The sequence below is a fragment of the Nocardia salmonicida NBRC 13393 genome (assembly GCF_001613085.1).
In the GTDB taxonomy this organism is placed as follows: Bacteria; Actinomycetota; Actinomycetes; order Mycobacteriales; family Mycobacteriaceae; genus Nocardia; species Nocardia salmonicida.
The window spans coordinates 314101-341078 of record NZ_BDBR01000004.1 but is presented as its reverse complement, the minus strand read 5'-3'; the positions used below and the strand labels follow the sequence as shown (position 1 = coordinate 341078).

The 26978-nt window shown below is 68.9% G+C and carries 15 protein-coding genes; 12 read left to right on the top strand and 3 right to left on the bottom strand.

From position 1 onward, the window contains the following. Positions 1-228: 228 nt before the first annotated feature. Genes NS1_RS05530 through NS1_RS05515 form a run of 4 tightly spaced genes read left to right on the top strand, consistent with a single transcriptional unit; the run spans position 229 to position 3816 of the window. Positions 229-1491, top strand: a complete 1263-nt coding sequence (locus NS1_RS05530) for an MFS transporter (RefSeq protein WP_062982216.1) — start codon at positions 229-231, stop codon at positions 1489-1491. Positions 1492-1524: 33 nt separating this feature from the next. Beyond that, positions 1525-1977, top strand: coding sequence for a hypothetical protein (locus NS1_RS05525; RefSeq protein WP_131816552.1), 453 nt, complete (start codon positions 1525-1527; stop codon positions 1975-1977). Further along, positions 1970-3169, top strand: a complete 1200-nt coding sequence (locus NS1_RS05520) for a sensor histidine kinase (RefSeq protein WP_255284435.1) — start codon at positions 1970-1972, stop codon at positions 3167-3169. The genes NS1_RS05525 and NS1_RS05520 overlap by 8 nt, the downstream gene beginning before the upstream one ends. Further along, on the top strand, positions 3166-3816 hold the full coding sequence (locus NS1_RS05515; RefSeq protein WP_062982210.1) for a response regulator: 651 nt from the start codon (positions 3166-3168) through the stop codon (positions 3814-3816). The genes NS1_RS05520 and NS1_RS05515 overlap by 4 nt, the downstream gene beginning before the upstream one ends. Before the next feature lie 30 nt (positions 3817-3846). On the opposite strand, the gene NS1_RS05510 is transcribed toward NS1_RS05515, so the two are convergent. Together NS1_RS05510 and NS1_RS05505 are read right to left on the bottom strand one after the other, a co-directional pair. Next, positions 3847-4341, bottom strand: coding sequence for a hypothetical protein (locus tag NS1_RS05510; RefSeq protein ID WP_062982208.1), 495 nt, complete (start codon positions 4339-4341; stop codon positions 3847-3849). A gap of 210 nt (positions 4342-4551) precedes the next feature. Continuing rightward, positions 4552-5988, bottom strand: a complete 1437-nt coding sequence (locus tag NS1_RS05505; protein WP_062982206.1) for a DHA2 family efflux MFS transporter permease subunit — start codon at positions 5986-5988, stop codon at positions 4552-4554. Positions 5989-6248: 260 nt separating this feature from the next. Between NS1_RS05505 and NS1_RS05500 the strand changes: the two genes are divergently transcribed. Then, positions 6249-6887, top strand: a complete 639-nt coding sequence (locus NS1_RS05500) for a TetR/AcrR family transcriptional regulator (protein WP_062982204.1) — start codon at positions 6249-6251, stop codon at positions 6885-6887. Here the strand turns inward: NS1_RS05500 and NS1_RS05495 are convergent. Continuing rightward, positions 6884-7564, bottom strand: coding sequence for an SGNH/GDSL hydrolase family protein (locus tag NS1_RS05495; protein ID WP_062982202.1), 681 nt, complete (start codon positions 7562-7564; stop codon positions 6884-6886). The genes NS1_RS05500 and NS1_RS05495 overlap by 4 nt on opposite strands. 329 nt (positions 7565-7893) lie before the next feature. Here NS1_RS05495 and NS1_RS05490 point away from each other — a divergent pair, with 329 nt between their 5' ends. From NS1_RS05490 to NS1_RS05460, 7 genes are all read left to right on the top strand, one after another. Continuing rightward, positions 7894-14427, top strand: coding sequence for a type I polyketide synthase (locus tag NS1_RS05490; RefSeq protein WP_062982200.1), 6534 nt, complete (start codon positions 7894-7896; stop codon positions 14425-14427). Between the two features lie 120 nt (positions 14428-14547). Further along, the gene (locus NS1_RS05485; RefSeq protein WP_062982198.1) at positions 14548-15489 is read left to right on the top strand and encodes a hypothetical protein; all 942 of its coding nucleotides are present in this window, start codon (positions 14548-14550) and stop codon (positions 15487-15489) included. A 13-nt stretch (positions 15490-15502) separates the two neighbouring features. Beyond that, positions 15503-17281 carry an FAD-dependent monooxygenase gene (locus NS1_RS05480; protein WP_062982196.1) on the top strand — a complete coding sequence of 593 codons (1779 nt, stop codon included), beginning with the start codon at positions 15503-15505 and terminating at the stop codon, positions 17279-17281. Next, complete coding sequence (locus NS1_RS05475; protein ID WP_255284432.1) at positions 17272-18609, top strand: GDSL-type esterase/lipase family protein; 1338 nt, start codon at positions 17272-17274, stop codon at positions 18607-18609. Before NS1_RS05480 ends, NS1_RS05475 begins: the two co-directional genes overlap by 10 nt. 11 nt (positions 18610-18620) lie before the next feature. Next, positions 18621-25010, top strand: coding sequence for a type I polyketide synthase (locus NS1_RS05470; protein ID WP_062982194.1), 6390 nt, complete (start codon positions 18621-18623; stop codon positions 25008-25010). Positions 25011-25049: 39 nt separating this feature from the next. Next, positions 25050-26072, top strand: a complete 1023-nt coding sequence (locus tag NS1_RS05465) for an NADP-dependent oxidoreductase (RefSeq protein WP_056820868.1) — start codon at positions 25050-25052, stop codon at positions 26070-26072. Position 26073: 1 nt separating this feature from the next. Continuing rightward, positions 26074-26952, top strand: coding sequence for an SDR family NAD(P)-dependent oxidoreductase (locus tag NS1_RS05460; RefSeq protein WP_062982192.1), 879 nt, complete (start codon positions 26074-26076; stop codon positions 26950-26952). Positions 26953-26978 lie beyond the last annotated feature (26 nt).

Sequence of the window (26978 nt, the reverse complement as noted above, 5' to 3'; positions counted from 1 at the left end):
AAATGTAGTGAGCACCAGTTATTCGAAGGGAGGTGAACACCATGACCCAGATCCTGAAGCTGCAGGCCGAGACCGCCAAGAACGACGGCGAGGACGCCGGCTGGAGCACCCTCAGCATGCAGAACTGCACCAACGCCGTCGAGGCGTAGAGGCACGAAACAACTACTGGGCGCGGGCCTTCCAAGGCCCGCGCCCAGCGAATATCCGCTATCCGGCAAGGAACCGACCATGGGCGATCTACTCTCGACGCGACAGATTTCGGATCTGCGGCGCTACACCGTCGCCCAAGTCGCCTCGACCTTCGGAAGCGCGCTGACCAGCACCACAGTCTCCGTTACCGCTGTCGCTGTCCTCGGAGCAGGGCCGCGCGAGGTGTCATTGGTGGTCGCCGCGTCGGCGGTGCCGCCACTGGTACTCGGACCTTTCGCCGGCGTGCTGCTCGACCGAGTGAGCCGGCCACGAAGGTTGCTGATCGTCGCCGATCTGATCGCGGCTTCGGCGATCACGGTCTGTGCGGTGGCGGTGTTCGCTCGCGTACTGACCGTGACCACCCTGATCGGTCTGTCCCTGACGCTCGGGGTGACCGGGGTTGCGCGAGCGGGACTGTACTTTTCGCACTTGAGCACCCTCGGTGTGCGCGATCTGAGCACCACACGAGCACGGCTGCAATCGAATTCGCTGCTCGCGCGCTCGGCCGGGGCCTCGGTGGCGGGGCCGTTGCTCACCGCCGTCGGCGCCGCGGTGATGTTCGGCTGCGATGTGCTGACGTATCTGTTCAGCGCCTTCTGCCTCGCGGGCCTGTCGACACCCGATCACCGGGAGACCGCTCAACGAGGCGGCATCGCCCGCGAATTCGCCGACGGGGTACGTGTGCTGCGCGACTCGAAGGTGCTGGCCGCTTTGGCGCTGTATCTGCTGATCGGCGGCGCGGCGTCCGGCGGTGTGGCTGCCATGCGTGCGGTGTTCCTGCTCAACGACATACGAATCCCGGTATCCGCGTACGGTATTCCCGCCGTTGCCGCCACCTTGTCCGCAGCTCTCGGCGCGCTCGCGGCACCACGCATCCTCGCTGTCGGGATCTCGGCCGACCGAGTGCTGCGAGCGACCGTTCTCGCCGCGGCGGTCTGCGCGCTCGCGCTACCCCTGACTACCGGATCGTTGCCCCTCGCCCTGCTGATCGTGTGCGCGAGTACCGCACTGCCGACGTTCTTCGGCGCGATCATGAACATCGCCCTGATCACGGTGATGGGCACCGACGTGGGTGACCGCTACTTCGCTCGTGTGGGGGCACTGCTCGGCACCGGCACCACCGCGGCCAACCTGGTGGGCGCGCTACTCGGCGGCGTGCTGGGCGAACACTTCGGCGTCCGCACCGGGATCTGGGTGTTCGTTCTCGCCGACCTGGTGGCCGCCGCCGCCTTCGCCTCGGTGATCGCCCGGCGTCGCTGTGCAGCGTCCGCGAGTTCGCGCAGGCAGACCGCGAAGGCATAGCCCCGAATACCTTGTCGTGGGACACTTCTGCCCATGACAGCACGCACTTTCGTAGTCGTGTACGCAGTGGACGAAGGTGGCGCCACCGGTCTGCCGGTCGGCCGGGCGACGCTGCTCGAGCGGGAATTCGCCCTCGCGCACCCGCCGTTGGCGGCGAGGCTCGCTGAGCGAGAAACGCCACTGCGGCTCGGGGTGTTCAGCGCGGCGCACGAGTATGGCGAAGTGGTCGATGTCTCGGCGACGATTGTCGTGCCGGAAGCACCGGATATCGTGCTGCTCCAACTGGCAGAAATCTCGGCGGCACCGCCCCGCGGGGTTCCGGTCACCCTCGGTGAGATCGACGGCGGGCTGGCCGAACCGAGTCGCGACGACGTCATCGCGGCCGTACGTAACGTACTCACCGACATCGCCGCCGCGACCCCGCCGCCGGCGATGTCGATCGGCAACCCACTGACCTGGGTATGGAAGCTCCTTGGCGGTGGCTGAACTCGGCCCCGAGACCACACCGCTACGCCGCCTCGCCGACGTCGCACTGGTCGTCGCTGTCGGTGGTATCGATCTGGCGGCGTGGGGTGGCGATCGTCAGCTCATCGGCGGCGGTTCGCTTCCGTTGTGGGTGGTGCCGACCGCGGCTGTCCTGCTGAGTACGACGCTGCTGGCGCGCGGACGTTTCCCGATCGCGGTGTGGGCGGTGGCCTGGGGATTCACCGCGATGAATTTCGTTGTGCCGACGTATTTCCCGGTCGGTTATCTGCTCGTCGCCACTTTCGCGGCTGCCTGCCGGGTGTCCGCGTCCGCGGCTCGACTGATCCTCGCCGGGTCCGCGCTCTCGCTCGGACTGTTCACCTATCACAACGGGCTGGCCGGAGCCGCTGGGCCGGAGCTGAGTCACTACCTCATCGCCGGAACGATGTGGGAATTGGCACTCGGTGTCGTGTGGGGTGTGGGCCGCCTGCTCTATCTGCGCGAGCACCGCGCGCTGGCGACGCAGGCGCGCCTGGCCGCCGAGGCCGAGGCCGCATTGGCGGCGCAACGGCTGCGGCTGGCGCACGAGCTCCACGACAGCGTGTCCGGTGCGGTGGCCGCAATGATCCTGCACGCCGCGGCCGCCCGCGCGTTCACCCCCGACGGTCATCCGAAGGTAGCCGAAGCCTTGGCGGTGATCGAACGAGCAGGGACACAGGCGATGGGCGAACTACACGACCTGCTCGGACTGTTGCGCGCCCCCATCGACGTCTCGCGCGCGGCGCACTCCCGTGGCAGCGCACCGGCCACACTCGAGAGCCTGATCGAGCTGAATCGCGCCGGTGGGCTGCGTATTCGCCTCGACACCGATGGCACCCGTCCACCGAACGTCGACCCCGACATCGACCTGGCGGCCTACCGGCTCGTGCAGGAATCGCTGACCAACGTCGCCAAACACGCCGGCGCCGGTGCGACCGTCGATATCAGCATCGGCTGGCATCGCACCAGTGTGACCGTCGCGGTGCGCAGTACAGGCGGGGACGGTCCCGTCGCACAGGTCGATCGACTCTCCACTCACCAGGGCCTGGCCGGGCTCACTCAAAGGTTGCAAACACTCAGTGGCACAGTCGAATACGGACCGGATGGCACCGGCTGGTCCGTGGTCTCGGAGATACCGTTGAGCCCCACCGCAATCCAGGAGAACGCCTCGTGACGATCAGTGTGATCATCGCCGAAGACGAAGCCCTGGTGCGTGCCGGTGTCGTATTGCTACTCGGCGGCATCTCCGACATCGAGGTGGTGGGTGAGGCAAGCGACGGCACCACGGCGGTCGAACTCGCCGCGGCAGTCCAGCCCGATGTGGTTCTGATGGACCTGCGCATGCCAGGGACCGATGGTATCAGCGCCACCCGCGAAATCTGCGAATCCATCGACGCACCAGCAGTTCTCGTGCTCACTACCTTCAACGAACAGCAGGCTGTGCAACAAGCCCTCGCCGCGAGTGCCAGCGGATTTCTCCTCAAGCACGCGGCACCCGCAGACCTCGCCGAGGCGATTCGCGCCTGCGCCGCGGGCGAAGGCTGGCTCGATCCCGCCGTGGTCAGCGGCGTCCTGACCGCACTGAGATCGGCTACCCCGCCCACCTCCGCTACACCAGGAACCGTGGCCGGGCTGACCAACCGGGAGCGCGAGGTGCTGGTGTTGATGGCGATGGGATACGCGAATGCCGAGATCAGCGCTCGCTTGTTCATCAGCGAAGCCACCACCCGCACCCACGTCTCCCACGTCATCGCCAAAACCGGTTCTCGCGACCGCACCCAGGCGGTGGTGCTCGCCTACCGCAGCGGCCTGATGTGCTGAGGCGGGGCGGGAGTCCGCCCGGATGCGCTGTCAGTTGAGCTGGGGCGAAAGAAGCTGTCCGCGAAGGTCTCTAGCCGGGAAACGCTGCGGCTGGTGCCCCGGACTCGCTGAAGCATCCACATCTTTGGTCGCCAGTGCCGCTGCCACGGTAGCCAGCGACGCGAGGGTCGCGATGGATACTCCGGCCATCGCGAAATAGCCGCCGGCGAGCGTGATCTGATCCCACGACAGGATCATCGTCGCGATGAAGGCGATCGTCACGACAGCGTCGATCGCGACGACTCCCACGATCCATCCCCCCTCGCCGACCTCGCGGCTGCCCCACGCAGTGACGAACGCGGCGACGGAGCACAGTGCTCCGATGAGGTACAGCAGCGGGGTCGACAGGCCGTCGTCGAGTTTCCAGAGGTCTGCCGCGAGCGCGAATGACGCTAGGCCGAGACCTGCGTTCGCCGCCGCGGCGACCTGGATGACACTTCGGTTCAACAATGGCGGCCTGCTCGGGCTCTGTTCCTTGGTGGACATACGAGGCTCCTGATCAGTAGGAGAAACGGAGGTTCGCGGTTGTGACCGGTCGTGGGATTTCGTGCGGGAGTGGCTCAGGACAGGGTGGCTGTCCACGTGGCGATGCGGTCGGCGATCGCCGAGCCAATGGCTTTCCGGTGCGCGCCATGCCCCGGAAACACCTGAGCGGGGCCGCGAATGAGTGATCCGCGGCCCCGCTCAGGGGCGCGGTTATGCCTGTGTCGGTGAAGGCTCCGGCTCGGCGATGGCCTCGGCGAGCGGTGCCGAAACGGTCGGACCCATCGGAAGGGCGGCCAGGACTACGGGGATGCACCCGATGGCGCTGAACCAGAACACCGTTTGCAGTCCGTCGAGCCAGCCGGTGGTAACCGACGTGGTGATCGCCGCGAAGGCCGCGACGCCCAGGCCACCGCCCATCTGGCGGGCGGTGGTGCTCATGCCGTAGCCAGAGGCGAACTTCTGCTCCGGCACCGAGGTCGCGGCGGCGCTGGACACCGCCGTCATCACCAGGCCGATGCCGAGGCCGAGGAGCAGGCCGACCGGGAACCACACCGTCCAGAAGTGCGGCGTCTCATCGAGCAGGAGCGCGAACAGAACCGCCGAGACGCCGAAGCAGATGGTGCCCGCGATCGTCGCGAGGCGCGCGATGTCGGGGTGCTTGGACTTGCCGACGATGGCCGCACCGACCGCCGCCGTGAAGGCGCCGGGAGTGTTGGCCAGACCGGTTTCCCAGACGGAGTAGTCCCAGACGAGCAGGGTCCACAGCGGGGTCGCCAGTAGCCAGGCGAACATCACGATGCCGAACAGGAAGGAGACGGCGCTCGCCGAGGCGAAGGTGCGATTGCGCCACAGGTCGACCTCGAAGGTCGGCACCGGCGTGCGCATCGAGCGCAGGATGCCCAGCGCGAGGAGCACGAGCCCGCCGATGGTGCAGCCGAGGAAGGCCGGACTGGTCCAACCCCATGAGCCGCCCTGGGTCAACCCGACTACGGCCGCGCCGACGCCGACCGCGACCAGGATGGCGCCGATCGGATCGGGCCGTACCGAGGAGGGAACCTTGATCTCGGGCAGCCAGGCGCGGCCCGCGATCAGGGCGAAGATCCCGACGGGGACGTTGATGAGGAAGATGGCGGGCCAATCGAAGGCCGATACCAGGAAGCCGCCGACCGCGGGACCGAACGCCGCGGACACCGATGCGGCGCCTGCCCACGCCGCGACCGCCGCGACCCGCTTCTCCGGCGGATACGCGCCGAGAACCAGGCCGAGCGCGGCGGGAATCATGCCACCCGCCGCCATACCTTGCAGTGCGCGAGCGCCGATGAGAACTTCGATGGTCGGCGCCGCGGCGCACAACGTGGACGCGACGGTGAACCCGAGCAGCGACCACAGGAACACTGTCTTGCGGCCGATCAGGTCGGCATAGCGGCCGACCGGGGTGAGTACCGCCGCGAAGAACACGGCGTAGCCGCTCACAACCCAGGACAGCGTGGAGAGCGACGTGTCCGAGAAGTCCTCGGCGATGCTGCGGAACGCGACGTTCACCACGGACATGTCGAGGAACGCCACAAAGGTGGCCAGCGCGGTGATCAGTAGAACGCGACGGGGCTCCACCGCGGACGGCGCTTCGGTCGTGGTCTTGTCGGTCATCGTTTACCTGTCCGATCGTCGCACCGTCCGCGCGGGCGCGCGGTGGAGGGGAAAACGTTCATGACGACCTCTCAGTCTTATGTTGAACCGAACGTTCGTACGCATCTATTAACGCACGGGCATCCTGGACATGCAAGAGATGTTGGCTCCGCCGCCGCGAGGTGCTCTAACTGGCCGCACGATTGTTCGGCTATCGTGGGTGATGGGTACGCCACGACAAACGGGCGTATCGGACTTTTATCAGGAAAGGAGTTCGGTCGATGAGCGATATCCAGACCGCGCGTGGGCAGGACACCCGCCGTGCCATCCTGCGAGAAGCGGTCCGGGTCGGTGCGGTCGAGGGGCTGGACCGGCTCACGATCGGGCGTCTGGCAACTTCGCTGGGTGCCAGCAAGAGCGGCGTTTTCGGGCTCTTCGGTTCCAAAGAGGAATTGCAGCTGGCGGCGATCGAGGAGGCGAAGGCCGAGTTCATCGCGTCGGTGATCAGCCCCGCGTTGCGCCAGCCGTCCGGCCTCGTCCGGTTGCGTACCCTCTGCGATGCGTGGATCGACCATCTCAACGAGGACATCGGTTCGGGTGGGGCGTGCTTCTTCCTGTCGGTCGGCGCGGAATTCGGCGCACGGCCGGGACGGGTACGCGACGCGATCGTGGCGGTCTGGCAGCAGTGGCACGAGTTTCACCGCCAGACCGTGATCGAGGCCAAGCAGCTGGGTGAGATCTCGGCCGAGACCGACCCGGCCCAACTGGCGTTCGAACTGGCCGCGATCGAGCGTGCTGCCGCGTCCGACATGATCTTGCTCGGCGACCCGGACGTCTTCGATCGGGCGCGCGCCACAATGCTGCGGTTGCTGCGTGAATGCGCCACCGGCGGGGATCGCGCGCCGGCCCTGATCGGCTAGGCGGTGTTGGCCTGCTGCGGAATATGGGCCGCGAGCGCCTTGACGGCTTCGGCGGCGAGTACGGCGTGGCCCGACATGTTGAAGTGGATCCGGTCGTTGCTCATCACGTCGGGGCGATGCCCGACCGAGTGATGCCACAGGTCGATGAGGATCGCGTCGTGCTCGGCGGCGATGCTGCGCACCAGTTCGTTGAGCCGCGCCAAGCTGCTCCGAAAGCGCACCATCGCCGCGTCGGGAAAAGCGTCGGCCAGGGTCATTGTCATCGTCTGCGCGCCGATGCTCTTGCCTGCCTCGAACAGTTCGGTGAGATTGGCCGCGATCGCGGCGTAGTCCGGGGTCTCGGCCATCAGGTCGTTGCCGCCGCACGAGATCATCACCAGATCGGGCTTGAACGCCACCATCAGGTCTTTCTGCTCTTCGACGACTTGACGTGAAGTTGCCCACGGGGTGCCGAGGTTCATGTAGTTGATCGGACCGACCGCCATCGCCAACGTATCGGCCATCCGGGCGAACGATGTCAGCCTGCGGTAGCCCCGATAGGGCGCGCCGAGACCTATCGCGGTGCTGTCGCCGATGACGGCGAGCCGCCGCCACGGAGCACCGTCGAGCATCGCCGCGGCGCTGGCGTCGTCGATGCAGTCGGGGTCGGTCTCTTCTGTCCAAGTCTGCGAGGTCATTTCCGGCCCTATCTCCCCTTGGCGTCCGATGGCGATCTTCTGTGCTCTGAACGAACGATCGTTCTTATTTACGCACGCAATGTGGGGGTCGTCAAGTCGTCATGCCGAGACGAACGCTACCCCGGTAGACGGCAGGTAGCCATCCGAACGGTTGTGCGGCAAGTAGGGGAGTAGCTAGGGGTTCCAGCGAGTGCCGGGTCCGTTGACGATGGGTGATGTTGGCCGCCGGAGCAATCGACGGCGAACACGCCAGCCGGAGTGCGATCCACGCGAAGTCGCGTCGGAATCGGCGAACCGCGAATCACATCGTTCATCGGAGGAAACGCGCAATGGCGACCGAAGAGGAGCTTCGGGCATACCTGAAGCGAGCCGCAATCGACTTGCATCGCACCCGGCAGCGTCTGCAGGAGGTGGAAAACCGGTCGAGCGAGCCCATCGCTGTGATCGGCATGGGTTGCCGGTATCCCGGCGGCGTCAAATCTGCCGAGGACCTGTGGCAGATGGTCGCCGACGGGCGTGACGTGATCTCGGAGTTTCCGACCGATCGCGGTTGGGACGTCGACGGTCTCTATCACCCCGACCCCGACCACGAAGGGACGTCGTACTCTTCGCACGGCGGCTTCCTGGACAGCGCTGCCGATTTCGACGCTGCCTTCTTCGGTATCAGCCCGCGTGAAGCGCTGGCGATGGAACCGCAGCAGCGGCACATGCTCGAAGTCGCCTGGGAGGCGCTCGAACGTGCGGGCATAGACCCGAATACTTTGCGCGGCACCGATACCGGTGTGTTCGCGGGCATCATCGAGGTCGAATACGGCCCGACCATCATGGAAGACCGCAGTGGTCTGGCGGGCTGGTTGCTGATCGGCCGGACCTCCAGCGTCGCGTCGGGCCGAGTGGCGTACTCACTCGGCCTCGAGGGCCCCGCGGTCTCGCTGGACACCGCGTGCTCGTCGTCGCTGGTGGCGATTCATCAGGCAGCGAATTCGCTGCGGTCGGGCGAATGTTCGTTGGCACTGGCCGGCGGCGCGACGATCATGCCGACACCGGAGGCGTTCATCGCCTTCTCCCGTCAGCGCGTGATCTCGGCGGACGGGCGGGCCAAGGCGTTCGCGGCCGCCGCCGACGGCACCACCTGGTCCGAAGGTGTCGGACTGCTTGTCCTGGAACGACTCTCGGACGCGCAGAAGAACGGCCACCCCATCCTGGCCGTGTTGCGCGGATCCGCGGTGAACCAGGACGGTGCGTCCAACGGTCTGACCGCACCGAACGGCCCGTCGCAGCGGCGGGTCATCGAAGCCGCGCTGCGCAATGCCAAGATTCCGGCGTCCGGCGTCGATGTCGTCGAGGCGCACGGCACCGGTACCCCATTGGGTGACCCGATCGAGGCGAACGCGCTGCTGGCCACCTACGGCCAGGACCGCACGACGCCGCTGCTGCTCGGCTCGATCAAGTCGAACATCGGGCACAGCAGTGCCGCGGCCGGTGTGGCCGGCGCGATCAAGATGATCATGGCGATGCGGCACGGGACGGTGCCGCCGACCCTGCACGTCGACGAGCCGTCGCACCAGGTGGACTGGGACGCGGGTGCGGTGGAGCTGGTGACCGAGGCCACGCAGTGGCCCGAGGTCGACCGTCCGCGCCGGGCAGCGGTGTCCGCCTTCGGTATCAGCGGCACCAACTCGCACGTCATCTTCGAACAGGCGCCCGCCCCCGCCACCGAGGCGAGCGGGCCCGAGGAGACCGGTGTCCAGGTCGAGCCCGCGGCGACGGCATGGGTCGTCTCCGCGGCCACCGCGCCCGCGCTGTCGGATCAGATCGCCCGGTTGAGCACCTTCCTCGACGATCACCCCGAGCATTCGCCCGCCGACATCGGGTATTCGCTGGCCACCCAGCGAGCCAGGTTCGCTCATCGCGCGGTGGTGCTCGGTAGCACCCGCGAGGAACTGATCGCGGCGCTGAAGACGGCCGGTGCGATTGTCGAAGACGCCGCGACGGCCGATTCCGGGGCCAACGTCGCGGTCGGTGTGGCGGGCAGCTCGGCCAAGACCGCGGTGATGTTCCCCGGCCAGGGCGCGCAGCGCGTCGGCATGGGACGCGCGCTGTACGAGCGGTATCCGGTGTATGCCGACGCCTTCGACGAGGTGTGCGCCCGGCTCGACCCCGCACTGGGGCGGTCGCTGCGCGAGGTCGTCTTCGCCGAGCCCGACACCGACGAGGCGGCGCTGCTCGACCACACCGCCTTCACCCAGGCCGCGTTGTTCGCCGTCGAGGTGGCGCTGTTCCGGTTGGCCGAGAGTTTCGGTGTGCGACCGGATCTGGTGCTCGGACACTCGATCGGCGAGATCTCGGCAGCCCATGTCGCCGGCGTGCTGTCGCTGGACGACGCGGCCACCCTGGTCGCCGCGCGCGGGCGACTCATGCAGGCACTGCCCGAGGGTGGCGCGATGCTGTCGGTGCGCGCGGACGAGCAGACGGTGCTGCCGCTGCTGTCCGGTCGCGAGAGCAATGTGGCCATCGCCGCGATCAACAGCCCGTCGGCGCTGACGATCTCGGGGGTGGCCGAGGTCGTCGACGACATCGCGGCAGAGCTGCGCTCGCTCGGGCACACGGTCAAACCGCTGCGGGTGAGCCATGCGTTCCACTCGCCGCTCATGGAGCCGATGCTCGCCGAGTTCGCCGCGGTCGCCGCGTCACTCACCTACCAGCGGCCGGCTATTCCGATCATCTCCAATGTCACCGGCGCGGTCGCCGAGCCCGAGCAGCTGTGCACCCCGGAATACTGGGTGCGCCATGTCCGCGAGGCGGTCCGCTTCGCCGACGGCGTGCGCGCCGCGCATGATTTCGGCGCGACGGTGTTCCTCGAGGTCGGCCCCGGCGCGAGTTCGACCACCCTGGTCGACGAGGTGCTCAACGACGGTGTCGACGAGGCAGTCGCCGTGGCGACCTCATTGCTGAGGCCCAAGCACGACGAGCCGATCGCGTTCTACGCGGGTCTGGCCGCCGCGCACGCCGCGGGCACCGCGGTCGACTGGACGCAGGGCATCGATGTGCGCGCGGTCGCGCAGGTCGACCTGCCGACTTACGCGTTCCAGCACCGGCGTTACTGGCTGGACAAGCCGACCGGGACCGGCGATGTCGCCGGTGTCGGCCTCGGCGTGGTCGATCACCCGCTGCTCGGCGCGAAGATCACGCAGGCGAGCGGCGGCGACGATGTGCTGGTGACCGGTCTGTTGTCGACTCGGGCCCAGCCGTGGCTGGCCGATCACGTGGTCGGCGGCTCGATCCTGGTGCCGGGCACCGCGTTCGTGGAGATCGCCCTGCTGGCGGGTGGCCAGGTCGGTGTCCCTCGGATCGGTGAACTGGTGCTGCAGGCGCCGCTGGTGTTGCCAGAGCGGGGCGGTGTCGAGGTGCAGGCCGTCGTCGGTGGTTCCGGCGACGATCGGCCCATCACCATCTACTCGCGGCCACAGCAGCTCGACGACGAGGGTGAGCAGGCGGAGTGGACAGTGCACGCCACCGGTTCGCTGGTCGTCGATGATGTACCCGCGGTCGTGACAGCGGAGCTGGCCACCTGGCCCGTGTCCGGCGCCACTGCGGTCGAGATCGGTGATCCTTACGCCGAACTCGCCGACGCGGGCTATGGCTACGGCCCGGTGTTCCAGGGCCTGCGCGCCGTCTGGCGACGTGGCGAGGAATTGTTCGCCGAGGTGGAACTGCCGGAGCAGGCGCGCGGCGCGGCGGGAGCCTTCGGGATCCACCCGGCGCTGCTCGACGCGGCGTTGCACGCGATGGCCGTCGCCGGTGGCGATACCGACGGCGACCAGATCCGGTTGCCGTTCGCGTGGGAGGGCGTCACCCTGCACGCGGTCGGCGCCACGGCGGTGCGCGTTCGACTCGCCGCCACCGGCACGGATCGGATGTCGATCACCGCGGTCGACGCGGCGGGCGCACCGGTCGTCACGGTGGACGGACTGTCGCTGCGGGCAATGTCACGTGACGCGCTCGGCGGGTCCACGAAGACGGCGGCCGCCGAGGGTCTGTACGCCCTCACCTGGGTGCCGCAGCCGGTTATCGAAGCGGCACAGGGGAACTGGGAGCCCTACGCCGACGTCGAGAACGAGTACGAAGAGGTGGTCACCACCGGGAGCGACAAGGCCGTGGTGCTGCGCTTCGGCAGCGACACCCCCGAAGTGCCCGGCCCGGACGCGGTGCGCACCACGGTGACCACGGTGCTGCGGCGGGTACAGGACGTGCTCGCCGACGAGCGCAACGCCGACGCCACCCTCGTGGTGGTCACCAGCCACGCGGTCTCGATCGAAGGAGCCGAGGCGATCGGCGACCTTGCGGTGGCACCGGTGTGGGGCTTGCTGCGCAGCGCACAGGCCGAGCAGCCCGACCGCATCCAGCTTGTCGACGTCGACGACGCGGACGACTACCGCGCCGCCGTCGCCGCGACGCTCGGCGGTTCCGAGGGGCAGGTAGCGTTCCGGCGCGGCGTGCCGCACGTCCCCCGCCTCGCCCGTCCCGGCGCGGACAGCGCGGCCGGGTCCGCCCGGGTCGGTACCCAGCCATGGCTGCTGACCTCGCTCGGCAAGGGCACGCTGCACGGCGACAACATCGTGCTGGTCGAGAGTTCCGACAGCGAGCCCTTGCAGTCGGGTGAGGTGCGGGTGCAACTGCGTGCCTCCGGAATGAACTTCCGCGACGTGCTGATCGTGCTCGGCATGTACCCGGATCCGGACGCGCCGATCGGCGGTGAAGGCGCCGGCATCATCGTCGACGTCGCCGACGATGTCACCGAGTTCGCCATCGGCGACAAGGTGATGGGCCTGTTCTCCGGGCTCGGTTCCACCGTCGTTTCCGATCAGCGCATGGTGGCCGCGATGCCCGAAGGGTGGACCTACGCGCAAGCGGCGGCCGTTCCCGCGGTCTTCGGTACCGCCTACTACTCGCTGGTCGACCTGGCCGGCGTGCAGGCAGGGGAGTCGCTGCTCATCCACGCCGCCACCGGTGGTGTCGGTATGGCGGCGACCCAGCTGGCCAGGCACCTCGGGCTCGAGGTCTACGCGACGGCCAGCGAGCCGAAGTGGAAGACCCTGCGCGAGATCGGCTACGACGACGCCCACATCGGGAACTCGCGCACCCTCGACTTCGAGCAGAAGTTCTTGGCCGCGACCGACGGGCGCGGCGTGGACGTGGTGCTCGACTCGCTGGCAGGCGATTTCGTCGACGCGTCCCTGCGGCTGCTGCCGCGCGGCGGTCGGTTCATCGAGATGGGCCAGACCGACGTGCGTGATCCGGAGAAGATCGCGCAGGAGTATCCCGGTGTCGCCTACCGCGGATTCGTGCTGATGGAAGCCGGACCCGACCGGCTGCACGAGATCCTCACCGACCTGGTGGCGCTGTTCGCATCCGGTGCGCTGCAGCCACTTCCGGTCACCACCTGGGATGTGCGCCGGGCACCGGAGGCGTTCCGCTTCCTCAGCCAGGCCAGGCACGTCGGCAAGAACGTGCTGACGATTCCGGCCCTGCTCGATCCCGAAGGCACGGTGCTCGTCACCGGCGGTACGGGCGTGCTCGGCGGGGAGATCGCTCGCCACCTGGTGCAGGCCAGGGGCATGCGTCACCTGCTGCTGACCAGCCGTAGTGGTTCGGCGGCGGCGGGTGCGAGCGCGCTGCGCGAGGAATTGATCGCGCTCGGTGCCGAAGTCGAGATCGCCGCGTGTGATGTCGCCGACCGCGACGCACTGGCAGCGCTGCTGGCCGACATCCCGCAGGCACACCCGCTGACCGCGGTCGTGCACACGGCGGGCGTGACCGACGACGCGGTGTTCGGGGCACAGACCCCGAAGAGCCTGGAGACCGCGCTGCGGCCGAAGGTCGATGCCGCGTGGAACCTCCACGAGGCCACCCAGGATCTGGCGTTGGCGGAGTTCGTGCTCTATTCCTCGGTAGCCGGTGTGCTCGGCGGTCCGGGTCAGGCGAACTACGCCGCGGCCAACGTCTATCTCGACGCGCTGGCCCAGCACCGGCAGCGACTCGGATTGCCCGCGACCTCGATCGCGTGGGGACTGTGGGCGCAGGCCAGCGGCATCACCGCCGAACTGTCGGACATCGACCGGGCACGCATGCGTCGCGACGGCATGATCGGCATCGACACCACCGACGGTGTGGTCATGTTCGACAACGCGCTGTCGATGGGTGCGGCACTCACAGTGGCCGCGCGACTCGATCTCGCGGCGATCAGGGCCGCGGGTGCCGACGACCCGACGCTGTTGCCACCGCCGCTGCGTGGTCTGCTGCGGGCCGCGCCTCGCCGGGCCAGTGGTGGCGCGGGCGAGGCGGGCGAGTCCTCGTCGTTGGCGAAGAGCCTGCTCGCGATGAGTCCGGTGGATCAGGAGCGCACGATGCTCAACCTGATCAGGTCGCATGCCGCCGCGGTGCTCGGGCACGATTCGCCCGACGAGATCGGACCGGGCCAGGCGTTCACCGACCTCGGCTTCGACTCCCTCGGCGCGGTGGAGTTCCGTAACCGGCTCAAGTCGGCGACCGGGCTCAAACTGACCACGACCGTGGTGTTCGACTACCCGACGCCGGCCATCCTGGCGCAGTACATGTGCGAGGAGATCGTCCCGGCCGACGCGGCCGCGGCGCGCATCCTCGCCGAGATCGACACCGTCGCTTCGGGTTTCGCGGCAGCGGCACTGAGCAGTGCCGAACGGGTGGACATCGCCGACCGCCTCGACGCGCTCCTTCGCGCGGTGCGGGGCGAGGAAGACGATGCCGTGATCTCCGAACTCGGCAGCGCCGCCGACGACGAACTGTTCGAGTTCTTCGACAACGACCCCGCGAGCCTGGGGTAGGTCGGCCGCCGCCGCATCCCGGGCACCGCAGCGGACGGCGGCGGCACAGTTTGTCATTTCACCCCTGACCCGGCGTCGTCGAAGACGGCGTCGGGTCGTCAGAAAGGAAATACCGACCTCATGCGAATGCGACATCATGGTGCCGCCGGAGCGATGCGCACCGCACCGGGAGCGTGGCGCCGACGGCTGACGGTGCCCGGAACCCTCCTGGTGTCCGCGTTGGCGGTGATCACCAACGTCGTGGCGTCACCGACTGCCGTGGCGAAACCGGGAGTGCCGATCGCGAGCGATCGGTGTACCGCCGAACAGCGCACCGAGTCGCTGCGGGCCGACCAGCAGCGCGTGTTCGACCTGCTCGGTCCGCTGCGGACGCTCAACGGCCCGGAGGACCTGGCGCCGCTGGCGGCCGCGGGCACCTATGGTCCCGACTCGCACGGCTGGGTGCAGTACGAGCGGATGGGTGTGGCGCTGCTCGACCTGAACCAGGCACTGCAGATCATCGGCAAGCAGATGCCCGGCATGAACCCGGGCCGCGACACCGTGGTCAGCGGCAAGCCCGCGGGGTTGTTCTACCGCTCACGACAGACCGGCTTCGACTACCACGACGCCGTGACGCCTGCGTTCCCGTACGACCTGGTCGGCTGGTTCTACGCCGGTGTCTACATCCCCGGTGAGACCCCGAACGAGGTGGGACTGTGCATGTTCCGCGGCGACTGGGCCTTCCATGAGCGTGGCGTGCACACCTTCCCCAAGTTCGACATGTACATGATGCCGCCGCAGGAGGACTATCTCGGCCAGAAGCGGGGCGAGACCCCACTGCCGGGTGGGTCGACACCGTCCGGGCTGGTCCATCCGCGCGGCTGGGACGTACACATTTTCCTCGACCCTTCGAACCCCACGACGCCGGTGGCCACGGACCTGAGCCCGTTCGGCGACATTCCCGGGGTGGTCGGCGGCATGGACACCGCGTTCCCGTACCCGGTCTGGCCCGACGAGCTCGAGGCCGGTGCCGATCCGCATCCGGTCACACCCGGTATGGCCGCCGGGCACAGCCACAATTGATCGGAGCGCACCAATGACACAGTCGGACAACGTCACCGTACTGATCGTCGGCGCGGGCGGGTGTGGGTTGTCCACGTCGATCTTCCTCTCCAATCTCGGCGTGGATCATCTGCTGATCGAGCAACGTGGCGAGACGTCGCGGCTGCCGAAGGCCCATTACCTGAGCCAGCGGACGATGGAGCTGTACCGCCAGCACGGGGTCGCCGACGCGATCACCGCGGTCGGCGCGCCACTGGACAAGTTCGGCAAGGTGGTGTGGCAGACCTCGCTGACCGGCCGAGGCCCCTACGACGGCAAGGTGCTCTACGAACTCGACGCCTTCGGGGCGGGCTCGCTGAGCGAACGCTACGCGGGCGACAGCCCGGTCGATTCGACCAACCTGCCACAGATCCGGCTGGAGCCGATCCTGCGTGACCTGGCGGAGCAGCGTGCGCCCGGTCGCGTCCGGTACGGGTGTGAACTGCTCGACTGGGTCGACGAGGGATCGACGATCGTGGCCCGGCTGCGCGACGCCGACGGCGTGGAGTCGACGGTGCGGGCCAAGTACCTGATCGCCGCCGACGGCGGTCGCACCGTGGGGCCGCGGCTGAAGGTGAAGATGGAGGGGTGGCCGAAGTTCCACCAGGTCACGACGGCGCATTTCTCGGCCGACCTGTCGCGCTGGCAGCACGACGGCGCCCTGATCACCTTCTTCATCAACCCCGAACAGGCCGAGTTGTCCGGCGCGATGCTGGTGCAGATGGGCCCCACCTGGGGCAAATTCTCCGAGGAATGGGGTCTGCACTTCACCGCGGACGCCGACGATCCGGCCCGTACCCGCAAAGACGCGCTGCTGCAACGGATTCGCGATGTGCTCAAGGCGCCGGACCTGCCGATCACTCTGCACAAGGTGAGCAGCTGGACCGTCGACGCGGTGCTCGCGGCGAAGTACCGGGTGGGCAATGTGTTCCTGGCCGGCGACGCGGCGCACCGCATGCCACCGGCCGCGGGTCTCGGCCTGAACACCGCCATCCAGGACGGACACAATCTGGCCTGGAAGATCGCGGCCGTGGAGTCGGGGCGGTCGCAGGCCTCCCTGCTCGACAGCTACGAATCCGAGCGGCGCCCGATCGGCCGGGACAACCTGGACTGGGCGCTGGGCATCCTGAAGAACACCGAGCTGATCACCGAGAACGCGCTCGGCTTCGGTCCCCAGGTGCCGCGGCTGGTGCGGCCCGCGTTCTTCCACGTGTACTTCGAGGATTCCCGTCGTGGCGCGACGACCAGGGCGCGCGCCGGTGAGGTGTTCCGCACCCACCGGGTCGACTGCCAGGCGCACGACATGGAACTCGGCCTGGCCTACGCCGAGGGCGCCCTCACCCCCGATGGCACCACGGCACCGCCCCGCGAGCCGATGGGCGATATCTACCACCCCACCACGCGGCCGGGGCACCGGTTGCCGCACGCGTGGGTGGAAAAGGACGGCACCCGGCTCTCGACATTGGACCTGGTTCCCCGCGACCGCCCGGTGCTGCTGGTCGGTCCCGCGGGGCAGCCGTGGCTCGACGCCGTGCGTGAGCTCAGCGCCGATCCTGCTGCCCCGTTCGTGGTCGCGACCATCGGCGACGACCACAGCGCGGCCACCTATCGCGAAAACGGCGCCTGGTCGCGGGTCCGCGAGATCGCCGACGACGGGGCGATCCTGGTCCGCCCCGACCACCATGTGTGCTGGCGCAGCCTGGGTACGAACGACAATCCGGCGGCCGCGTTGCGCGCCGCCTTCGCGAACATAGGAGCAAGTGGATGGCGATGACACGCCGACGCAACCGGGCCAACTGGCGAGTGCTGGCGATAGTGCCGCTGTTCGCGGGGTTCGTCGCGGTCACCGCTGGGTCTGCCGGGTCGGCTCCGGTCGGCGGTGGTTGCGGGGGAGACCACTGGGTGGCGACCTGGATGGCCGCGCCGTCGGATTCGGCGTCGCTGGCGGACTTCTCGTTCGATCCGATCACGTCGGTGGGTGACCAGACCTACCGCATGGTGATCACCCCGCATCGGGCGGGCGCGACCCTGCGCGTGCACCTGACCAACCGGCTCAGCCCCGCCGAGGTGACCTTCACCTCGGTGACGGTCGGCAAACAGGCCGGGGGACCGCAGGTCTCGTCCGACTCGCTGCGGACGGTGACCTTCGACGGTGCGTCGTCGGTGACGGTCCCGGCGGGCGGCGACGTGGTCAGTGACCCGGTCTCCCTGTCGTTCGGTTCGTTCGAACCGCTGGCGGTGAGCGTGTACGTTCCCGGCAGCTCACGCGCGCCGACCGAACACCTGCAGGGCATGGCGACCAGTTACTACGGTTCGCCGGGCACCGGTGATCAGACGCACGAGCTCGGCGGCGGATCGCTGGACCGCACAACGACTTCGGTGCTGTACGTCGCCGGTGTCGACGTGCTCGCCCCGGCTTCTGCGTCGACGCTGGTGGCCTTCGGCGATTCGATCACCGAGGGTTTCGTCGGCAGCGGCTACTCCGAGGTGCCGCAGTCACCGGCGGCCGTGGACCAGAACCTGCGCCCGACCGACTTCCTGCAACATCGACTCGACGCGGCGGGTATCCCGGTCTCGGTGGTCAACTCGGGTATCTGGGGCAATCGGCTGCTCGACGATCCGTTGCGTACCCTGCCGCAACTCGGACCCCGTGGCCTGACCCGGATCCAGCCCGACGTGCTCGAGGTGGCCGGAGTCACCGACGCGATCGTCATGTTCGGCGCCAACGACTTCGCGATCCCCGAGTGGGCGACGACCGCGGAGATGATCGCCGGCTACACCGAGGCCGTGTACCGGTTGCAGGCCGCGGGCATCCGGGTGGTGCTCGGCACCAATCCGCCGCTGAAGTACTCGCTGCTGGCGGGCAACTTCGCACCGTTCTCCGATCAGCGCCGGGTCGAACTCAACGACTGGGTGCGCACGCAGCAGATCGCTGACGGCGTCGTCGACTACGACGCGTTGCTGGCCGACCCGAACGCCGACGCGATCATCCTGTCGCAGTACCGGGGCCTGGACAACCACGTCGGTCCCGCGGGTTACGCCGCCATGGCCGACCTCATCGATATCGCCGCGCTGCGTGGCAGCGGCTGCGGCCGCAACTAGGAGCCGTAGCCATGACGCCACACGACAACGAACTGGTCGAAGCGCTCCGTAGTTCGCTGCTGGAAGGCGATCAGCTACGCAAGCGCAACGATCAGCTCAGTGCCCAGCTGTCCGAACCGATCGCCATTGTGGGCATGGCCTGCCGACTACCCGGCGGCGCCGATTCGCCGGACCGGTGGTGGACGCAGTTGCTCGAAGGCGCGGACAGCATCGGCGACTTCCCCGGTGACCGGGGCTGGGCCGACGAACCGGACGCGCCGCCGTATCCCCATCTCGGTGGATTCCTGTACGACGCCATGGATTTCGATCCGGCGTTCTTCGGGATCTCGCCGCGTGAGGCGCTCGCGATGGACCCCCAGCAGCGGCTGCTGCTCGAGGTCGGGTGGGAGGCGATCGAGAGCGCGGGTATCGATCCGGTCAGCCTGCGCGGCAGCGAGACCGGCGTGTACGCGGGGGTGATGTACCACGATTACGCCGATCGCCTGCACGCCGTGCCCCAGCAGGTGGAGGGCCATCTGCGCACGGGCAGTCTGGCCAGTGTCGTGTCCGGCCGGGTCGCCTTCGCGCTCGGGCTCACAGGTCCGGCGGTGACCATCGACACGGCGTGTTCGTCGTCGTTGGTGGCGTTGCATACCGCGGCGCAGGAGTTGCGTCGTGGTGGCTGTTCGATGGCACTGGTCGGCGGCGTCACGGTGATGTCGACGCCGAAGGTGTTCGCCGAGTTCGCGATGCAGGGCGGGCTGGCCACCGACGGCCGGTGCAAGTCCTATGCCGCGGCCGCCGATGGGACCGGGTGGTCCGAGGGCGCGGCGGTCCTGCTGGTCGAAAAGCTCTCGGACGCACGACGTCTCGGCCACCAAGTCCTCGCCGTGTTGCGCGGCAGCGCGGTGAATCAGGACGGTGCGTCGAACGGTTTGACCGCGCCGAGCCGACCGGCGCAGGAACGGGTGATCGGGCGGGCGCTGGCGGCCGCGGGCCTGACCGCCGACGACATCGACCTCGTCGAAGGGCACGGCACGGGCACCCGGCTGGGCGATCCGATCGAGGTGCAGGCACTGCTGGCCACCTACGGGCAGGGGCGGACCCGTCCGCTGCTGCTCGGATCGGCGAAATCGAACATCGGCCACACCCAGGCCGCCGCGGGCGTGGCCGGGGTGATCAAGGCTGTGCTTGCGATGCGTGGCGGAGTCGTCCCGCCCACGCTGCACGTCGATGACCGCACGCCGCACGCGGATTGGGACAGCGGCGCGATCGAACTCGTCACTACGGCCCGGCCGTGGCCCGAGACCGGCAGGCCCCGGCGCGCGGCGGTGTCGTCGTTCGGGATCAGCGGCACCAACGCGCACGTGATCCTCGAATCCGACACAGTCGACGCCATGGCCGGCGAACCGCTGACCGTTGCCCCGGTCGACGCACCGCTGACGCCGTGGATCCTGTCCGCCAAGACTTCGGCGGCGTTGCGCGCCAACGCCACCCGGCTCGCCGAGGTGCTCGCCGAGCATCCCGAACACGTGGCCGCCGATGTGGGCTTCAGCGCGGCGGTGAGCCGTTCTCGGTTCAGTCACCGAGCCGTGATCCTGGGCCACGGTCGCGACGAGCTCGAATCCGGGCTGGCGGCGCTGGCGGCGGGCACCGAATCCAGCGCGGTCCACCTCGGCTCGGCGGACTCCTCGGCCCGCGTGGCGATGCTGTTCCCTGGCCAGGGCGCTCAGCGGGTCGGCATGGGCGCGACGCTCGCTGCGCGCTATCCGGTCTTCGCCGCCGCCTTCGACGAGGTGTGCGCCCACCTGGACGACACACTGGGTCGATCCCTGCGCGAGCTCGTCATCGACGGCGCGGGCGAGCCGGGACTGCTCGACCGCACCGGCTACGCCCAGGCCGCGTTGTTCGCGACCGAGGTGGCACTGTTCCGGTTGCTCGAATCATTCGGTGTGCGACCGGATTTCCTCGTCGGACACTCCATCGGCGAGGTGAGCGCGGCGTATCTGGCCGGGGTCTGGTCGTTGGCCGACGCCACCCGCTTGGTCGCGGCGCGCGGCACCCTGATGCAGTCGCTGCCCGAAGGTGGGGCGATGCTGTCGATCGCGAGCGACGAGCAGACCGTCGCGGCGCTGATCGCCGAGCGGTCCACCCAGGTGAGCATCGCCGCGGTGAACGCGCGCCGGTCGGTGGTGATCTCGGGGGCCGACGCTGCCGTCGCCGAGATCGCCGCGCACTTCGACGAGGCGTCGGTGAAACGCCTGCGGGTGAGCCATGCGTTCCATTCGCCGTTGATGGCGCCGATGCTCGCCGAGTTCGCCGCCGTGTGCGCCGATCTCACCTATCACGCGCCGAAGATTCCGGTGGTGTCCAACCGCACCGGCGCACGCGCCACCGCGGCGGAGCTGTGCTCGCCCGAGTACTGGGTGGGCCATGTCAGCGACCCGGTGCGCTTCGCCGATGGGTTGAGTTGGTTGCGCGGATCCGGTCGGGTGGGCGTTTTCCTGGAGGTCGGGCCGGGTGCGGCGCTGTCGTCGCTGGTCCTCGCCGACGACGACGGTTCGTCGAACGCGGTTGTCGCGCCGTTGCTGCGCCCCGCGCAGGACGAGGAACTCTCGGTGTACACCGCGCTGGCCCGCGCCTATTCGGCCGGCGTCGCAGTGAATTGGGCCGGACTGCCCGCGCTGGCGAGCGGGCGACGAATCACGTTGCCTACCTACGCTTTCGAGCACCAGCGCTTCTGGTTGACGGTCGAGGCCGGTGCCGGTGATGTCACGGCCTCGGGTCTGGACGCGGCGGCGCATCCCCTGCTCGGGGCGGAGATCTCGGTCGCCGACAGCGGTCGCGTCGTCCTGACCGGCGTGTTGTCTACGCGGACGCACCCGTGGCTGGCCGATCACCGGATCGACGGCCAGATCGTGGTGGCGGGCACGGTGTTCGTCGAATTGTTGTTGCGGGCGGCCGACAGTGTCGGATGTGACCGCGTCGACGACCTCATCGTCGTCGCCCCGCTGACGCTGACCGGCACCGATGACGTGCGCGTCCAACTCATCGTCGATGTACCGCAAGACGGCCGTTACTCGGTGACGGTGCACTCCAGCGAGGGTGCGGGCTGGCGCCGCCATGCCGAAGCCACCCTCAGCTCGTGCGGCGAGCTCGGCGAGCGCGCCGCGACCGACACCGGCTCGGCGGCGCCGTGGCCGCCCGAAGGCGCGGTGCCGGTCGAGACCGCCGACTTCTATCAGCGGCTCGAGCGACTCGGCTATCAGTACGGACCGTTGTTCCGGGGTGTTCGCCAGTTGTGGCGCCGTGGGGACGACGTGTTCGCCACCGTCACCGCGCCAGACCACCTCGACACCACCGCGTTCCACCTGCACCCCGCGTTGCTCGACGCCGCGCTGCACGGCATGGTCGACACCGAACCCGGTGCACGCCTGCGGTTGCCGTTCAGCTGGGAGGGCGTGCGGCTGCACGCGGTGGGTGCGTCGGTTCTGCGCGTCTCGCTCACGGCGACGGCGCCCGATCGTCTCCGGGTCACCGCCGACGACACCGCGGGCCGACCGGTGCTGTCGGTGGACGCCCTGCTGCTGCGCGAGTCGGCGGGATCCGACGAGCGGACCCGATCGAGCGCGCATCCGCTCTACGCGGTGGAGTGGATTCCACTGCCCGGCGTAGCGCTGCCGAGTACGCCCTCGGCGCCCGTGCCGAGCATCGCCGACCTCGAGGGCACGCAGAGCGCACCCGAGCACGCGGTCCTGGTCGTCGCATCACACGGCACCGACGAGCCCTCGGAGGTGCGCGCCACCACGGCGCTGGTCTTGGACCAGGTCCAGCGATTCCTCGCGACCGAACGGCTGACCGACACCACGCTGGTCGTGGTGACGCGCGGTGCGGTGGCGGTCGAGGTGACCGATACCGTCGATCTGCGCGGTGCGGCGATCTGGGGACTGCTGCGGTCGGCCCAGACCGAGAACCCGGATCGGCTGGTGCTGCTCGACCTCGGCCCCGACACCGTGCTCGATGACGCTGTCGCCGCGACCGTCGCGGCCGGCGAGCCGCAGGTGGCCTGGCGCGGAGCGAGTGCCTCGGTGCCGAGAATGATCCGCCACGACATACACGACGTGGCCGACCCGATCCGTGATCCGCACTGGCGGTTGACGATCGGAGAGAAGGGCACGCTGACCACGATCGGTCTGACCCGCCTCGCCGAGGATCCCGTTCCGGTGTTGGCCCCGGGCCGGGTACGGGTGCGGATGCGGGCGGCCGGCATCAATTTCCGCGACGTGCTGATCAGCATCGGCATGTATCCGAATCCGGACGCCGTACTCGGCGGCGAGGGCGCCGGTGTGGTCGTCGACGTGGCGCCCGACGTCACCGACTTCGCGCCCGGCGATCGAGTGATGGGTCTGTTCGACGGTGTGGGGTCGACGGTGGTCACCGACCACCGCACGATCGTGCGGATTCCGGCGGGCTGGTCTTTCCATCAGGCCGCCTCGGTCCCGGTGGTGTACCTGACCGCGTACTACGGTCTGCTCGACCTGGCGAACCTGCGCGCGGGTCAGTCCCTGCTGATCCACGCCGCGACCGGTGGCGTCGGTACCGCCGCTCGGCAATTGGCGAAGCACTGGGGTGCGCGGGTCTACGCGACCGCGAGTCCGGGCAAGCAGAACGTGCTGGTCGCGGACGGGTTGGCGCCCGAGCGGATCGCCAATTCGCGGACCCTGGACTTCGAGGAACAGTTCCGTGTCGCGACCGACGGCGACGGTGTCGACGTCGTCCTCGATTCGCTGGCAGGCGAATTCGTCGACGCGTCGCTGCGGCTGCTGCCGCGCGGCGGGCAGTTCGTCGAGATGGGCATGACCGATCGCCGCGATCCCGCCGTGATCGCCGCCGAGTATCCGGGTGTCGGCTACCACTCGTTCCTCATCACCGAGGTCGCGCCCGACCGGATCGCGCAGATGCTGGCCGAGATCGTGGCCCTGTTCGACGCGGGCGCGCTCACCCCACCGCCGGTCACCACCTGGGACGTCCGGCAGGCCACCAGCGCCCTGCGGTTCGTGAGCCAGGCCCGCCAGGTCGGCAAGGTGGTCCTCACCGTGCCGCCGCCGCTGGACCCGAGCCGCACCGTCATGATCACCGGCGGTGTCGGCACGATCGGTGCCGCGCTCGCCCGACATGTCGTGGCCGAGTACGGAGTTCAGCGGGTGCTGCTGACGTCCCGACGCGGTGCCGAGACGCCGGGTGCGGCGGAACTCGTCGCCGAGCTGCGCGAGGGCGGCGCCGAAGCCACGGTCGCCGCGTGCGATGTCGCTGACCGGGCCGCGTTGGCAGCCGTGCTCGCCGGTATCGATCCCGAGCGCCCGCTCGGCGCTGTCATCCACTGCGCGGGCACCGTGAGCGACGCGGCGTTCGAGAAGTTGACCGTCGAGGATCTGGATCGGGTGCTGCCCGCGAAGGTCGACGCCGCGTGGAACCTGTACGAGCAGACCCGCGACCTCGACCTGTCGGCGCTGGTCCTGTTCTCCTCGGCGGCAGGCGTTCTCGGCAACGCGGGCCAGGCCAACTACGCGGCGGGCAACGCCTACCTGGACGGACTCGCGGTGCGCGCCGCCCGATCCGCGGTGCCCGCGACATCGTTGGCGTGGGGGCTGTGGGCACAGCGAAGCGGCGTGAGTGGACATCTGGCGCAGCGAGATCTGGACCGGATGGCCCGCAACGGGTTCACGCCACTGTCCACCGCGGAGGCGTTGGGGCTGTTCGACGCGGCGCTGACGTCGGGCACGCCGGCATCGGTGCCGATGCGCATCGATGTCGCGGCGGCGAGGGCGTCGGCCACGGCCGGGTCGCCGGTACCCACGATGTTGAGTACGATCGTTCGTATGCGTCGCAATGCGCAGTCGGCGTCGGTGTCGGAGAACACCGCGTTGCTGCTCGTGGGGCGCAGTGGCGCCGACCAGCGTCGCGTCGTGTCGGAGCTACTGGCACGACATGTGGCCACCGTGCTCGGTCGGGTGGCCGATGAAGCACTCGATCCACAACAGAGATTCGTAGACATGGGGTTCGACTCGTTGACAACGGTCGAGCTCCGTAACCACCTGAAGAAATCGATGGGCGTCATGCTGTCGACGACAGTGATGTTCGACTATCCGACACCGTATGCGCTCACTGAACACCTGTGTGGCCTGCTGGCATCCGATGCCGACGCGGTCGCGCCGCTGCTCGGCGAATTGACCGCTCTGCTCGACAGATTGGGCGGGGCCGATCCGTCGGACGCCGAACGCGATCGTGCCGTCGCCGGACTGCTCGAGGCCGCGCAACGACTGCGTGGCCCACAACAACCCGACGTCGTCGGTGATCGGATCGATCTGGCCGACGACACCGCGATTTTCGAGTTCATCGACAGCAACCCCGCGTCGGCATGACCCCGGCGCGTCGTTCCACCCTGAGCGAAGGAGCTTGCCTTGCCTGTTACCAGCCGTGAATGGCGTTTGATCGCCCGTCCAGACGGAACCCCCTCGCTCGCCGATGTCGAACTGGCCACGGTGACGCTGGCCGATCCCGCCCCCGGCCAGGCACTGATCCGCAACGACTGGATGTCGGTCGACCCGTATATGCGCAGCCGGATGAACGCGGGCGTCGGCTATCTGCCGCCGTTCGATCTCGACGTCGCGCTGACCGGTGCCGCCGTCGGTACGGTGATCGCCTCGGCCAACGACGCTCTTCCGGTCGGCGCGGTAGTCAGCCACTTCGACGGCTGGCGCGAGTACACCCTGGCGGCCTGGGCGCAGCCCCTCGACGTGACCTCCGTTGCGCCCCAGGCGTATCTGGGCGTGCTCGGCACGACCGGGCTCACCGCGTACGTCGGGCTCACCGAGGTGGCGAAGGTGAGCGAGGGTGACGTGGTGTTCATCTCGGCGGCGGCGGGCGCTGTCGGTTCGGTGGCCGGTCAGCTGGCGCGCAAGCTCGGGGCCAAGCTGGTGATCGGGTCGGCGGGTGGACCGGAGAAGACCCGAAAGCTGGTGGAGGAGTTCGGGTTCGACGCGGCGATCGACTACCGCGCCGGCGATGTGGCGGGCCAGTTGGCCGCTGCCGCACCGGGCGGTATCGACGTCTACTTCGACAATGTCGGCGGCGAGCAGCTCGATGCCGCGCTCGGCGCGATCAAACCCCACGGCCGCGTGGTCCTGTCCGGCTCGCTCGCGACCATCGACGCCGACACCGACTCGCTGCCCCCCGGCCCGAAGAACCTGCCATTGATCATCGGCAAGCGGGTGTCGCTGTTCAGCATGAACGCCGCCGACTACTTCGCGGTCCTGCCCGACTATCTCGCCCAGGCGAAGGGCTGGCTGGCCGACGGCTCGCTGAAGGCCGAGGAGACGGTGTTCGACGGGATCGAGAACGCGTTCGAGGCGTATTCGGCGATGATCCGCGGCGAGAACATCGGCAAGACCGTGGTGTCGCTGTCCGAGTCGGCCGAGGGCTGAGATGGCTGACCCGGCGCCCGGATCGATGTCCGGGCGCACTGTCGTCATCACCGGTTCGACCAGCGGTATCGGCTACGCGGCCGCGGCGGCCCTCGGCGGCGCGGGCGCGACAGTGCTCGTGCACGGGCGTGATCGGCGGCGGACAGCGACCGCGGCGCAGCAGTTGGGCGCCGCGGGCGCGGGGCGTTTCGTTCCGGTCGCCGCCGATCTCGGCTCGTTGAGCGGGGTGCGCGCGTTCGCCGAACAGGTGGGGAGGGCCGCGCCCGGCGGAGTGCACGTGTTGCTCAACAACGCGGGCGGCGGTTTCGCCGACCGTGAGCTCTCACCGGACGGGGTGGAGCGGTCGTTCGCCCTCAACCACATCGCCGTCGCGGCGGTGACGCACCGGCTGTTCGACGGACTGCGTACCGGCGCCGACTCGGCCGGGGTGCCGTCGCGGGTGATCGTGACGTCGTCGTTCATGGAGAAACGCGGCAACCCGAACCTGGACGACTGGTCCTACGACCGGAAGTTCCGCCAGGTCGCGGCGTACTGTGACGCGAAGTTGGCCGCCCTCGCCTACAGCTACGCGCTCGCGCTGCGGTGGCAGGGCTCCGGGGTCACCGTGAACGGGGCCGATCCGGGCGCGGTGGCGACCCAGTTCGGCGTGGCGGCAGGCGGATTGTTCCGGGTGATCCAGACCGTGGGGCGCCCGTTCATGACCAGTGCGCACAGCGGGGCGGCCCCGCTCGTCCGGTTGGCCACCGACCCGGAGTTGGCACACGACAGTGGCGGCTACTACGACAAGAACGGACCTGCCCGTTCGTCGTCAGCGTCGCGGGACCCCGCGTTCGGCGCCCGCGTTGTCGAACGCACCGCCGCTGTCGTCGGTGTGGACTGATCTCCTGGTACCGATACGAGAAACGG

What these genes read in the sequence shown, in the direction of transcription:
- NS1_RS05470 (WP_062982194.1), top strand. Translation starts at nt 18,621, where the DNA reads ATGACGCCACACGACAACGAACTGGTCGAAGCGCTCCGTAGTTCGCTG.
- NS1_RS05485 (WP_062982198.1), top strand. Translation starts at nt 14,548, where the DNA reads ATGCGAATGCGACATCATGGTGCCGCCGGAGCGATGCGCACCGCACCG.
- NS1_RS05510 (WP_062982208.1), bottom strand. Translation starts at nt 4,341, where the DNA reads ATGTCCACCAAGGAACAGAGCCCGAGCAGGCCGCCATTGTTGAACCGA.
- NS1_RS05490 (WP_062982200.1), top strand. Translation starts at nt 7,894, where the DNA reads ATGGCGACCGAAGAGGAGCTTCGGGCATACCTGAAGCGAGCCGCAATC.
- NS1_RS05480 (WP_062982196.1), top strand. Translation starts at nt 15,503, where the DNA reads ATGACACAGTCGGACAACGTCACCGTACTGATCGTCGGCGCGGGCGGG.
- NS1_RS05500 (WP_062982204.1), top strand. Translation starts at nt 6,249, where the DNA reads ATGAGCGATATCCAGACCGCGCGTGGGCAGGACACCCGCCGTGCCATC.
- NS1_RS05505 (WP_062982206.1), bottom strand. Translation starts at nt 5,988, where the DNA reads ATGACCGACAAGACCACGACCGAAGCGCCGTCCGCGGTGGAGCCCCGT.
- NS1_RS05530 (WP_062982216.1), top strand. Translation starts at nt 229, where the DNA reads ATGGGCGATCTACTCTCGACGCGACAGATTTCGGATCTGCGGCGCTAC.
- NS1_RS05475 (WP_255284432.1), top strand. Translation starts at nt 17,272, where the DNA reads ATGGCGATGACACGCCGACGCAACCGGGCCAACTGGCGAGTGCTGGCG.
- NS1_RS05460 (WP_062982192.1), top strand. Translation starts at nt 26,074, where the DNA reads ATGGCTGACCCGGCGCCCGGATCGATGTCCGGGCGCACTGTCGTCATC.
- NS1_RS05495 (WP_062982202.1), bottom strand. Translation starts at nt 7,564, where the DNA reads ATGACCTCGCAGACTTGGACAGAAGAGACCGACCCCGACTGCATCGAC.
- NS1_RS05525 (WP_131816552.1), top strand. Translation starts at nt 1,525, where the DNA reads ATGACAGCACGCACTTTCGTAGTCGTGTACGCAGTGGACGAAGGTGGC.